This window comes from Burkholderia cepacia (genome assembly GCF_001718835.1).
GTDB lineage: Bacteria > Pseudomonadota > Gammaproteobacteria > Burkholderiales > Burkholderiaceae > Burkholderia > Burkholderia cepacia_F.
In genome coordinates, this window is record NZ_CP013443.1 from 145,298 (window position 1) to 157,783 (window position 12,486).

Annotated in this window: 10 protein-coding genes; 6 read left to right on the forward strand and 4 right to left on the reverse strand. The window is 69.0% G+C overall.

The annotated features are described in order from the left end of the window. Positions 1-48: 48 nt before the first annotated feature. Positions 49-1,188, forward strand: coding sequence for a branched-chain amino acid ABC transporter substrate-binding protein (locus WT26_RS03920; RefSeq protein ID WP_059527972.1), 1,140 nt, complete (start codon positions 49-51; stop codon positions 1,186-1,188). A gap of 105 nt (positions 1,189-1,293) precedes the next feature. On the opposite strand, the gene WT26_RS03925 is transcribed toward WT26_RS03920, so the two are convergent. Then, on the reverse strand, positions 1,294-2,802 hold the full coding sequence (locus WT26_RS03925; RefSeq protein ID WP_069272228.1) for a class I adenylate-forming enzyme family protein: 1,509 nt from the start codon (positions 2,800-2,802) through the stop codon (positions 1,294-1,296). Positions 2,803-2,861: 59 nt separating this feature from the next. Then, positions 2,862-4,514 (reverse strand): acyl-CoA dehydrogenase family protein, encoded by a 1,653-nt coding sequence (locus tag WT26_RS03930; protein WP_069272229.1) that lies wholly within the window; start codon positions 4,512-4,514, stop codon positions 2,862-2,864. Positions 4,515-4,568: 54 nt separating this feature from the next. On the opposite strand from WT26_RS03930, the gene WT26_RS03935 reads away from it, so the two are divergent. The 4 genes from WT26_RS03935 to WT26_RS03950 all read left to right on the forward strand — a co-directional run bounded on the left by WT26_RS03935 (position 4,569) and on the right by WT26_RS03950 (position 8,830). Continuing rightward, a complete protein-coding gene (locus WT26_RS03935; RefSeq protein ID WP_069272230.1) occupies positions 4,569-5,249 on the forward strand; it encodes a TetR/AcrR family transcriptional regulator in 681 nt (226 codons plus the stop codon). Between the two features lie 202 nt (positions 5,250-5,451). Next, positions 5,452-6,606 (forward strand): pyridoxal phosphate-dependent aminotransferase, encoded by a 1,155-nt coding sequence (locus tag WT26_RS03940; RefSeq protein WP_069272231.1) that lies wholly within the window; start codon positions 5,452-5,454, stop codon positions 6,604-6,606. A 30-nt stretch (positions 6,607-6,636) separates the two neighbouring features. Then, positions 6,637-7,416, forward strand: coding sequence for an ABC transporter substrate-binding protein (locus tag WT26_RS03945; protein ID WP_069272232.1), 780 nt, complete (start codon positions 6,637-6,639; stop codon positions 7,414-7,416). Between the two features lie 13 nt (positions 7,417-7,429). After that, positions 7,430-8,830: an FAD-binding oxidoreductase gene (locus tag WT26_RS03950; RefSeq protein ID WP_069272233.1), complete on the forward strand. Its 1,401-nt coding sequence runs from the start codon at positions 7,430-7,432 to the stop codon at positions 8,828-8,830. A gap of 52 nt (positions 8,831-8,882) precedes the next feature. Here the strand turns inward: WT26_RS03950 and WT26_RS03955 are convergent, their stop codons facing one another. Further along, the gene (locus WT26_RS03955) at positions 8,883-9,455 is read right to left on the reverse strand and encodes a PadR family transcriptional regulator (protein ID WP_027788694.1); all 573 of its coding nucleotides are present in this window, start codon (positions 9,453-9,455) and stop codon (positions 8,883-8,885) included. Positions 9,456-9,523: 68 nt separating this feature from the next. After that, complete coding sequence (gene cadR / locus WT26_RS03960) at positions 9,524-9,955, reverse strand: Cd(II)/Pb(II)-responsive transcriptional regulator (protein ID WP_059527995.1); 432 nt, start codon at positions 9,953-9,955, stop codon at positions 9,524-9,526. A gap of 86 nt (positions 9,956-10,041) precedes the next feature. Here cadR and WT26_RS03965 point away from each other — a divergent pair, with 86 nt between their 5' ends. Beyond that, positions 10,042-12,459, forward strand: a complete 2,418-nt coding sequence (locus WT26_RS03965; RefSeq protein ID WP_069272234.1) for a heavy metal translocating P-type ATPase — start codon at positions 10,042-10,044, stop codon at positions 12,457-12,459. Positions 12,460-12,486 lie beyond the last annotated feature (27 nt).

Genomic DNA, 12,486 nt, shown 5'->3' on the forward strand with positions numbered 1-12,486 from the left:
TAGGCGATCCCGAAGCCGCTCCATTTACCCTGGTACCAAGGAGATGCTATGCAACACACGATGAAAAAGCTGGCAGGCGCGACGTTCGTCGCGGTCATGTCGCTGGCGGGGACGGCCCATGCGGATGACGTGAAGATCGGTTACGCAGGGCCGATGACGGGCGCGCAGGCGCACTACGGCAAGGATATGCAGAACGGGATCGTGCTCGCGATCGAGGATTTCAACGCGACGAGCCCGAAGATCGGCGGCAAGCCGGTGAAGTTCGCACTCGACACGCAGGACGACCAGGCTGACCCGCGCACCGGCACGACGGTCGCGCAGAAGCTCGTCGACGACGGCATCAAGGGCATGCTCGGCCACTTCAACTCGGGCACGACGATTCCGGCCTCGCGCATCTACGCGAACGCGGGCATTCCGCAGATCGCGATGGCGACTGCACCGGAATACACGCAGCAGGGTTACAAGACGACCTTCCGCATGATGACGTCCGACACGCAGCAGGGCTCGGTGGCCGGCACGTTCGCGTCGAAGGATCTCGGCATGAAGAAGATCGCGATCGTCGACGACCGCACGGCCTACGGCCAGGGTCTCGCCGACCAGTTCGAGAAGGCCGCGAAGGCCGGCGGCGCGACGATCGTCGACCGTGAGTTCACGAACGACAAGGCGGTGGACTTCAAGGCGATCCTGACCAAGCTGAAGGCGGCGAAGCCGGATCTCGTCTACTACGGCGGCGCGGATTCGCAGGCTGCACCGATGGTCAAGCAGATGAAGACGCTCGGCATCACCGCCCCGCTGATGAGCGGCGAAATGGTGAAGACGCCGACGTTCCTGAAGATCGCGGGCAACGCGGCCGACGGCACGATCGCGTCGCTGGCCGGCCTGCCGCTCGAAGAGATGCCGGGCGGCAAGACGTACGCCGACAAGTACAAGAAGCGCTTCGGCGAAGACGTGCAGACGTACTCGCCGTATGCGTACGACGGCGCGATGGCGCTGTTCAACGCGATGAAGAAGGCCGATTCGACCGATCCGGCGAAGTACCTGCCGGTGCTCGCGAAGACCGACATGGCCGGCGTGACGTCGACGCACGTCGCGTATGACGCGAAGGGCGACCTGAAGAACGGCGGCATCACGATGTACAAGGTCGAGAAGGGCGAGTGGAAGCCGCTGAAGAGCATCGGCGGCAAGTAAGCATCACGTCGGCGGGCGGCGGCGGATGCCGCCGCTCGCGCGGCAAAGCGAAAGCCACCGGACCGGAAGGTCCGGTGGCTTTTTTCTCGACCTGGCGGCGCGCGTTCAACCGTCCCGCCGGCGCAGCAGGAACTTCTGCAACTTGCCGGTCGGCGTGCGCGGCAGCGCATCCGCGAACACGACCTCGCGCGGCACCTTGTACGCGGCGAGGCGTTCCGCGCAGAACGCGCGCAGCGCGTCCGCGTCGGGCACCGTGCCCGCCCGCAGCACGACGTGCGCCACGACCGTCTCGCCCCAGTCGGGATGCGGGACGCCGACGACGGCCGCCTCGGCGATGTCCGGATGCGCGCCGAGCACGTCCTCCACTTCCTTCGAATAGACGTTCTCGCCGCCCGTCACGATCATGTCCTTCAGCCGGTCGACGATGAACAGGTAGCCATCCTGATCGATCCGCACGATGTCGCCGGTGCGATACCAGCCGTGCGGCGTGAACGCGGCGCGGGTCGCGGCCGCATCGTCGAGATAACCGAGCATCATGCTGTCGGTCTTCAGCCAGATCTCGCCGGTCTCGCCCGGCTGCGCATCGGTGCCGTCCATCCGCACGACGCGCAGGTCGACGCCCGGGCCGCCGTGGCGGCCGATCGAACCGGCCTTCGCGATCTGTTCGTCCGGATACAGCGTCGTGCCGGCCGGGCCCGCTTCCGTCATGCCGTACACCTGGAAGAACGCGTCGCTGCGATACGCGCGCGCGAGCCGTTCGGCCTGCGCGGCGCCGATCGGGCCGCCGCCGTACAGCCATGCCCGCACGCTCGACAGGTCGAACGCCGCGAAGCCCTCGATCGTGTCGAGCGGCAGCAGGTACGACACCGGCGCGCCGAAATACAGCGTCACGCGCTCGCGCTCGACGGCCTGCAGGAACCGCAGCGGATGATATTCGCGCAGCAGCACGACGGTGCCGCCCGCATACAGCGTGCCGCCGAACCAGTTGTTGAGCGGCGACGAATGCCAGATCGGCATCGCCATCAGCGTGCGCTCGTCGCGCGTGATCGACAGCGCGAGCGCGGCCTGCATCGCCGCGAGCGTCACGGTGCGGTGGCTGTGCACGCAGCCTTTCGGGTGGCCGGTCGTGCCGGACGTATAGAGGATCTGCGCGATGTCCCCGTCGGCCGGATCGATGCCCGCGAGGCCGTCCGCTGCCGCGAGCATCGTGTCGAAGCACGGCAGGCCGGCCGGCGCGCCTTCCGTCACGAGGCGCTGCGCGGGGTGCGCGACGCGTTCGAGCACGGGCGCGAGCGATGCGTCGAACAGGATCGCCTTGCTGCCGCTATGCGCGAGCACGTAGTCGATCTCGGCTGCCTGCAGCTTGTGGTTGATCGGCACGAACGTCGCGCCGAGCCGCCACGCGCCGAACATCAGGTCGACGAAGGCCGGCGTGTTGAAGCACATCGCGGCGACGCGGTCGCCGGCCGCGACGCCGAGCGCGCTCAGCACGGCCGCCGCGCGGTGCGAGCGCTCGCGCGCCTGCGCGTAGGTGATCGTCGCGCCGTCGTGGCGCAGGAACGGCTTGTCGGGCGTCGCACGGGCGGCGCGGTCGAGGGCGGCGACGAGGTTCATCGAAGTCTCCGGAGCCAATCCATTGCGAACTGCGCATTGCGAACTGCGCGGCGCGTCCGTCACGCGGGATACGCGCGCTGCAGCAGCGCGGCGACGTCGATCGCGTGCGGGTCGAAGCCGCCCGCGACGCGGCCCCAGTCGGGCGCGGCAAGCCGCGTCGCGACGAACGCGTCGGCGACGGCCGCCGGCGCGTCGCGGCGCAGCAGGCACGCCTGCGCGACGAGCGCGAGGCGCTGCGCGAACACGCGGCCGGACGCCTCGAGCGTATCGGCCGGCGCGTCGAGCATCGCGCGCAGCGCGTCGAGCGCCGCGCGGATGCGCGGCTCGTCGCCGCCCAGTTCGCGCAGCTCGTCGAAGAGTGCCGCGGCCGCATCCGGCTCGCGCGACACCGCGCGCAGCACGTCGAGGCACATCACGTTGCCCGAGCCTTCCCAGATCGAGTTGACGGGCGCCTCGCGGAACAGCCGCGCGATCGGGCCGTCGTCGACATAACCGTTGCCGCCGAACACTTCCATCACCTCGCCGGTCAGCTCGACCGCGCGCTTGCACACCCAGAATTTCGCGGCGGGCGTGACGATGCGCTTCCACGCGCGTTCGCGCGGCGCGTCGTCGCGCTCGAACGCGTCGGCCAGACGCATCGCCAGCGCAAGCGCGGCTTCGCTTTCGAGCGCGAGGTCGGCCAGCACGGTGCGCATCAGCGGCTGTTCGGCGAGCGCGCGGCCGAATGCATGGCGCCGGCGCGTATACGCGATCGCCTGCACGACGCCCTGGCGCAGCATTGCCGCACTGCCGAGCACGCAGTTCAGCCGCGTGTAGGTGGCCATCTCGATGATGGTCGGAATGCCGCGGCCTTCGTCGCCGAGCATGATGCCCCACGCGTCGTTCAGCTCGATCTCGCTGCTCGAGTTGCTGCGGTTGCCGACCTTGTCCTTCAGCCGCTGGATCTCGACCGCGTTCTTCGTGCCGTCCGGCCGCCAGCGCGGCACGTAGAAGCACGACGGGCTGCCGCCTTCGGTGCGCGCGACGACGAGGTGCGCGTCGCACATCGGCGCGGAGAAAAACCACTTGTGGCCGCGCAGCCGGTATTCGCCGCCGCGTCCGCCCGCGCCGACGGCGGTCGCGAGCGTCGTGTTCGCGCGTACGTCGGAGCCGCCCTGTTTCTCGGTCATGCCCATGCCGAACCAGATCGAGCGCTTGTCGGCGACCGGCACGTCGCGCGGATCGTAGTCGTCGCTGTAGAGCTTGTCGCGCAGCAGCGCCCACAGCGCGGGCTCCTTCTGCAGCACGGGGATCGCGGCCTGCGTCATCGTCGCCGGGCACAGCGTGCCGGCCTCGATCTGGCCATGCAGGTAGAAGCCGGCCGCGGTCGCGGCCCAGCGGCCGCGGCGCGACTCGCGGAACGCGAGCGACACGAAGCCTTCGTGGCGGTACTGGCCGAGCAGCGCGTGCCAAGCCGGGTGGAAATCGACGCGGTCGATGCGCCGGCCGCGCCGGTCGAACGCGTGCAGTTGCGGCGGATAGTGGTTCGCTTCGTCGGCAAGCCGCGCGGTGTCGGCGCTGCCGAGCCGCGCGCCGTATGCGTCGAGCTGCGGCACGGCCCAGTCGGCGCCCGCGCGGGTGAGCGCGTCGCGCAGCGCGATGTCCGTCGCGAAGAGGTTATAGTCGACCAGTTCGTCGAACTGGTTCGAGACTGCGTGCGTCGGGCCTGTCATCGATGTGTCTCCTCATCCGGGGCTTCGTCTTGTCCTGATTCCAGAGTAGCAAATATGCCGCCGCGACATGTTCAGGTTCCGGCGCCGCCCGGCCAGCCGGCGGCGCAACCCGCACCCGCATTGCGCCGCCGGCCGCGCCAGTCGCGCGCGCAGGCGAGTTCCGACGCGCTGCAGCAGGCATTCGTTCAGCTTTTGCTCGAACGCGGCTACGCGAAAGCGACGATCCGCGAGATCGCGGCCGTCGCGGGCGTCAGCATCGGCACCTTCTACGAGTATTTCGGCGACAAGCAGAGCCTCGCGGCGCTCTGCATCCATCGGCACGTGCAGGCGCTGGCCGACCAGTTGCGCGCCGCGGCGCAGGCATTGCGCGGCCGGCCGCGCGCCGAAGTTGCCGCCGCGTTCGTCGCGCTGCAGCTCGATATCGTGAACGCGGACGCGGCGCTGTGGGGCGCGCTCTTCGCCCTGGAGCGGCAGGTATCGCCGCTCGCCGCCTACCGCCGGCATTACGACGCGTACGTCGCGCTGTGGCGCGACGCGCTCGCGCACGCGGCCGATCCGCCACCGGCAGAACGGCTCGGCGAAGTCGCGCGGCTCGCGCATTCGCTGTGCTACGGGTGGGTGTCGCAGTCGCTGCTGACGCGCGGGCCCGCGCCCGGCGCTACCGCGCTGCGCGACGAACTGCACGCGGCGCTGCAGGCATATCTCGCCGCCGTGCCGGGGGCGTCGGGCGGTTGACGTATGCCCGCGAAATGCCTTCATTGCATGACGGGAACCCCCAATCCTCCAAAAATTGAACGTGGCGCGATGCGAGACATGACCTGAATGCATGGCTGCCATGATTATCTTTCGATTGCCGTGCGATATTGGCTGCGGCTAAATCGGTTGAACGATCCGGACGCGCCCGCCGTGTCCGACAGCGATACAACCAGGAGGAGTCATGCGAAGCGCCGCCGCGCCCCGTTCGAAACTGCCCGACGTCGGGACGACGATCTTCACGGTGATCGGCCAGCTGGCCGCCCGGCACGATGCGTTGAACCTGTCGCAGGGCGCGCCGAATTTCGCGCCCGATCCGGCGCTCGTCGAAGGCGTCGCGCGTGCGATGCGCGACGGGCACAACCAGTACGCGCCGATGGCCGGCGTGATGGCGCTGCGCGAGCGGCTCGCGGAAAAGACCGAGGCGCTGTACGGCACGCGCTACGACCCGGCCACCGAGATCACGGTGATCGCGAGCGCGAGCGAAGGGCTCTACGCGGCGATCAGCGCGCTCGTGCACCCGGGCGACGAGGTGATCTACTTCGAGCCGTCGTTCGACAGCTATGCGCCGATCGTGCGGCTGCAGGGCGCGACGCCGGTCGCGCTCAAGCTGTCGCCCGAGCATTTCCGCGTGAACTGGGATGAAGTGGCGGCCGCGATCACGCCGCGCACGCGGATGATCATCGTCAACACGCCGCACAACCCGACCGCGACCGTGTTCTCCGAAGCGGACGTCGCGCGCCTCGCACAGCTCACGCGCGATACCGGCATCGTCGTGCTGTCCGACGAGGTCTACGAGCACGTCGTGTTCGACGGCGCGCAGCACCAGAGCGTCGCGCGTCACCGCGAGCTGGCCGAGCGCAGCGTGATCGTGTCGTCGTTCGGCAAGTCGTTCCACGTGACGGGCTGGCGGGTCGGCCATTGCCTCGCGCCGGCCGAATTGATGGACGAGATCCGCAAGGTGCACCAGTTCATGGTGTTCTCGGCCGATACGCCGATGCAGATCGCGTTCGCGGAGATCCTCGCGCGGCCGGACAGCTATCTCGGCCTGTCGTCGTTCTACGAGGCCAAGCGCGACCTGCTCGCGCGCGAGCTGGCCGATTCGCGTTTCGAGCTGCTGCCGAGCGAGGGCTCGTTCTTCATGCTCGCGCGTTTCCGGCACTTCTCGGACGAAAGCGACAGCGATTTCGTGCTGCGCCTGATCCGCGACGCGCGCGTCGCGACGATTCCGCTGTCGGCGTTCTACACCGACGGCACCGACGCCGGCGTGATCCGGCTCAGTTTTTCGAAGGACGACGCGACGCTGGTCGAAGGCGCGCGCCGGTTGCGCGGGATCTGATCATGACTTCGGTCGACTAGGGAGACCACGATGAAACACCTGAAACTCTGGCTCGCGCTCGCCTGCGCGTTCGGCTCCGGCGCGGCGCTCGCCGACGCGCAGACGCTGCGCTTCGGCCTCGAGGCGCAATACCCGCCGTTCGAATCGAAAGCGCCGAACGGCGACCTGCAGGGCTTCGACATCGACGTCGGCAACGCCGTCTGCCAGACGGCGAAGCTGTCGTGCAAATGGGTCGAGACGTCGTTCGACGGCCTGATTCCCGCGCTGAAGGGCCGCAAGTTCGACGCGATCAACTCGGCGATGAACGCGACCGAGCAGCGGCGCCAGGCGATCGACTTCACGACGATCATCTATCGCGTGCCGACCCAGCTGATCGCGCGCACCGGCAGCGGCCTGCTGCCGACGCCGGAATCGTTGAAGGGCAAGCGGGTCGGCGTGCTGCAGGCGTCGATCCAGGAAACCTTCGCGAAGGCGCACTGGGAGCCGGCGGGCGTCGCGATCGTCGCGTACCAGGATCAGAACCAGGCGTATGCGGATCTGGTCGCGGGCCGTCTCGATGCGACGCTCGTGCTCGCACCGTCCGGCCAGCGCGGCTTCCTGTCGCGTCCGGACGGCAAGGGTTTTGCGTTCGTCGGCCAACCCGTGCACGACGACAGGATCCTCGGCAGCGGCATCGCGTTCGGGCTGCGCAAGGGCGACAGCGCGCTGAAGGCGAAGCTCGATGCGGCAATCGACAAGCTGAAGGCGGACGGCACGGTGAAGTCGCTCGGCCTGAAGTATTTCGGCGATATCGACATCTCGACAAAGTAAGGATTGCGACGCGATGTCCAGCAGCGATCAGGCGGCCGGCGGCGATGCGCTCGTCGCCGCGCTCGTCGCGGAACTCGGCGCGGCATGCGTGACGCCGTCGGCCGACATCGATCCGCGTTATTTCACCGCGTACAACGAGCCGGCCGGCGCGCGGCCGCGCGCGCTGGTGCGCCCGCGCAGTGTCGACGACGTGTCGCGCACGCTCGCGCTGTGCGCGCGGCTCGGCCAGCCGGTCGTGCCGCAAGGGGGGCTGACGGGGCTCGCGCGCGGCGCGGTCGCGCTCGGCGGCGAGGTCGTGTTGTCGATGGAACGTTTCGCGGGCGTCGAGGCGCTCGACGCGGCGGCCGGCACGATGACCGTGCGCGCCGGGACGCCGCTGCAGACGGTGCAGGAAGCCGCGGAAGCGGCGGGTTTCACGTTCGGTGTCGACCTCGGCGCACGCGGTTCGTGCCAGATCGGCGGGATGCTCGCGACCAACGCGGGCGGCACGCGCGCGATCCGCTACGGGATGATGCGCGAGCAGGTGCTCGGGCTCGAGGCCGTGCTCGCGGACGGCACGGTCGTGTCGTCGATGAACCGGATGCTGAAGAACAACGCGGGCTACGACCTGAAGCAGCTGTTCATCGGCAGCGAGGGGACGCTCGGCGTCGTCACGCGCGCGGTGCTGCGGCTGCATCCGTTGCTCGCCGCGCCGGCCACGGCGCTCTGCCGCGTGCACGACTACGACGCGGTCATCGCGCTGTGGAATCGCGTGCGCACGCTGCCGGAGGTCGTCAGTTTCGAGGCGATGTGGCCGGCGTTCTACGACTACGTGGCGCGTCACACGCCGGGCGTCTCGGCGCCGTTTGTCGACGACGGTGGCTTCGCGGTACTGATCGAATGCGCGACGAGCGCACCGGGCGGCGATGCGCACCAGGCGCTGGAAACCGGCCTCGCGGCGGCAATCGAGGCCGGGCTCGTGGAAGATGCGGTGCTCGCGACGTCGGAGCGGCAGGCGCGGGACCTGTGGATGCTGCGTGAAGGGCTCGCGATCGACGCGCTGCCGCATCTGGTCAACTTCGACGTGAGTTTGCCGACCGGCGAACTCGGCGCGTTCGCCGAATGCTGCGAAGCGGCGCTGCGCCTGCAATGGCCGGACGCCGTATGCCTGTTCTTCGGGCACGTCGGCGACGGCAACGTGCATATCGGCGTGTCGCTGGCCGGGATGACCGATGCCGACGCCGACGCGCTCGATCACTGCGTGTACGCGGTGGTGCGGGACATGGGCGGCTCGGTGTCGGCCGAGCACGGGATCGGCGTGCTCAAGCGGCCTTATCTCGCACACACGCGCAGCGACGCGGAAATCGGGCTGATGCGACGCCTGAAGGCCGCGCTCGATCCGGGCGGCATCCTGAATCCCGGCAAGGTGCTTTGATCGGGGCGTGACGTATTACGCGTCACCGGCGCGATCCGGCCGGCGTGACGCGTCAGCCGTCCACCCAGCGCAGCGCGCCGATCTTCAGGTGTTCGACGACGCTGCGCGCCCATCCGAGCTCGGCATTGAGCAGCACGAGCGCATGTTCGTTCTGCAGCAGGAACAGGCGCGGTACCTGGTCGGCCTGCGCGGCGTTGCGCAGCGTTTCGAGGCGTTCGCGCTCGGCGTCGAGCCGGGCGATACGAAGCTCGAGCTGGTGACGGGCATCTTCGGCGTCGAGCAGCGGCAGGAATGCCAGGCCGGCGCCGAACGCCGGGAATTCGCGCGCGGGCTCCGCGAGCAGCGCATGCAGCCACGCCTGCCCGGCCGTGTGCCCGGCCTCGGTCAGCGCATACAGTGTGCGCTCGGGAAACGCGCCGTCGCGCTCGGTGTCGTGAACGGCGATCAGCCCGTCGCGCAGCAGCCGGTCGATCGTCTGGTAAAGGCTCGTGCGTTGCCGGACGTTGACGACTTCGTCGTACCCGCGGGCCTTCAGTTGCTGCAGCATCCCGTACGGATGCATCGGCGTTTCGGTGAGCGTCGCGAGGACGGCCAGCGCGAGCGGGGACGGACGGCTAGTGGACATGAATAGTTATTGAATATCTAGTAAGAATATAACTATTCTCATCTAAACCATCATATTCCACAAGGGTTTCAGCCGAGGTGCGAGCGTTTCGCGGCCGGCGTGACGGTTTCCATCGTCGCGAGACCGTGCACGATGCCGCAATCCTCGACCGAATGCTCGCCGACGCACTGCCGGCGCAATTCGGTGAGCTGGTCGCGCAGATGCGTGAGTTCCGCGAGGCGCGCATCGACGTGCCCGATGTGCTCGTCGAGCAGCGCATTGATCGAATCGCAGGGATCGGCCGGCGTGTCGGTGAGCTGCAGCAGCGCGCGGATTTCGTCGTGGGCCATGTCGAGTGCGCGGCAGTTGCGGATGAAGCGCAGCCGTTCGAGATGCGCGTCGGTGTAGTTGCGGTAGTTCGAGTCGGTGCGCTCGGCATCCGGCATCAGCCCCTCTTTCTCGTAGAAACGGATCGTCTCGGGGGTGCAGCGGGCCGCCTTGGCCAGTTCGCCGATCTTCATGTCTTTCTCCCGTGCAAGGGTTGACCTTGTAGTGGCTTCAGGGTGTTAACTGTACTCCGTCAAGCCATTGAGGAGAGGAGGTTGTCATGACCGATGCCCAGCGTACCCACGACGAACGAACCCGCACGGCCGGCGAGGCCGGCGCATGCTGCGCCGATGCGCGCGACGCGTGTGCGGCGGGTGTCGCCGGCGCGCAAGCGGCTACGCCGGCGAAGAAGAAGTCGCACGCGTGCGGCCATGGACACGGTCATGCGCATGAGCACGGTGAGGGTGCGGTGCACAGCGACGGCGAAGCGCACGACCACGACCACGCGGCCGGCGACTGCTGCGCGCCTGCCGCGCTGACGCTCGCGCCGCTGCCGGTCGCGCAGGCGACGGCGTCGGGCCACGTGCGCTCCGCGTTCCGGATCATGCAGATGGACTGCCCGACCGAGGAAACGCTGATTCGCAAGAAGCTCGGCGGGATGAGCGAAGTGTCGGCGCTCGAATTCAACCTGATGCAGCGGATGCTGACCGTCGAACACGTGCCGGGCGCCCAGCCGGCGATCGAAGGCGCGATCCGCACGCTCGGGATGACGCCCGAGGCCGCGTCCGCCGATGCGCCGCCGTCGTGCGCGCGCGCCGAGCCGGCGAAGCCGTGGTGGCCGCTGGCGCTGGCCGGCGTCGCCGCGATCGCATCCGAGGGCGCGACGTGGGCCGGGCTGCCCGTGTGGCTCTCGGCGGCGCTCGCGCTCGCCGCGGTACTCGCGTGCGGGCTCACCACGTACAAGAAGGGCTGGATCGCGATCCGCAACGGCAACCTGAACATCAACGCGCTGATGAGCATCGCGGTGACGGGCGCAATGGCAATCGGCCAGTGGCCGGAGGCCGCGATGGTGATGGTGCTGTTCACGATTGCCGAACTGATCGAGGCGAAGTCGCTCGACCGCGCGCGCAATGCGATCCAGGGCCTGATGCAGCTCGCGCCGGACACCGCGACCGTACAGCAGGCCGACGGCTCGTGGCGCACGATCGAGGCCGCGCAGGTGGCGCGCGGCGCGGTCGTGCGCGTGAAGCCGGGCGAGCGGATCGGGCTGGACGGCGAGGTCGTCGCCGGCCGCTCGACGGTGAACCAGGCGCCGATCACCGGCGAAAGCCTGCCCGTCGAAAAGACGACCGGCGACGCCGTGTACGCGGGCACGATCAACGAATCGGGTTCGTTCGAATACCGCGTGACGGCGGTGGCGGCCAATTCGACGCTCGCGCGGATCATCCACGCGGTCGAGGAGGCGCAGGGCGCGAAGGCGCCGACGCAGCGCTTCGTCGACCGGTTCGCGCGCGTCTACACGCCGATCGTGTTCGCGGTCGCGCTGCTGGTGGCGGTGGTGCCGCCGCTCGTCATGGGCGGGGCGTGGCACGACTGGATCTATCGCGCGCTGGTGCTGCTCGTGATCGCGTGCCCGTGCGCGCTGGTGATCTCGACGCCGGTGACGATCGTGTCGGGGCTCGCGGCCGCGGCGCGACGCGGGATTCTCGTGAAGGGCGGCGTCTATCTGGAAGAAGGGCGCAAGCTCGCGTGGCTCGCGCTCGACAAGACCGGCACGATCACGCACGGCAAGCCGGTGCAGACCGACTTCGACCTGCATGCGACCGATGCCGATGCGGTGCGCGTGCGGCACCTCGGCGCGAGCCTCGCGGCGCGCTCCGATCACCCGGTATCGCAGGCGATCGCCGCCGCGGCCCGTGCGGAAGGCGCCGCGCCGTTCGCCGATGTGCAGGAATTCGAAGCGATCGTCGGGCGCGGGGTGCGCGGCTCGATCGACGGCACGCGCTACTGGCTCGGCAACCACCGGCTCGTCGAGGAGCTCGAACGCTGCTCGACGGCGCTCGAAGCGAAGCTCGACGCGCTCGAGCGGCAGGGCAAGAGCGTCGTGGTGCTGGTCGACGAAATGCGCGTGCTCGGCATCTTCGCGGTGGCCGACACGATCAAGGACACGAGCCGTGAAGCGATCGCCGATCTGCACGCGCTCGGCATCCGCACCGCGATGCTGACGGGCGACAACCCGCATACCGCGCAGGCGATCGCGAAGCAGGCCGACATCGACGACGCGCGCGGCAACCAGTTGCCGGAAGACAAGCTCGCGGCGGTCGAGGCGCTGTCGGCCGGCGGTGCGGGTGCGGTCGGGATGGTCGGCGACGGGATCAACGACGCACCGGCGCTCGCGCGCGCCGACATCGGCTTCGCGATGGGTGCGATGGGTACCGACACGGCGATCGAGACGGCCGACGTCGCGCTGATGGACGACGACCTGCGCAAGATTCCCGCGTTCGTGCGGCTGTCGCGTGCGACGCATCGCGTGCTGGTGCAGAACATCGGCTTCGCGCTTGGCGTGAAGGTCGTGTTCCTCGGCCTCACGGTCGCGGGGCTCGGCACGATGTGGATGGCGGTCTTCGCCGACGCGGGCGCCAGCCTGATCGTCGTGGCCAACGGTTTGCGGCTGCTGTCGCGCAGCAAGGCTGCCTGACAGGCGCACCTATGGCGCCAAGGAGCG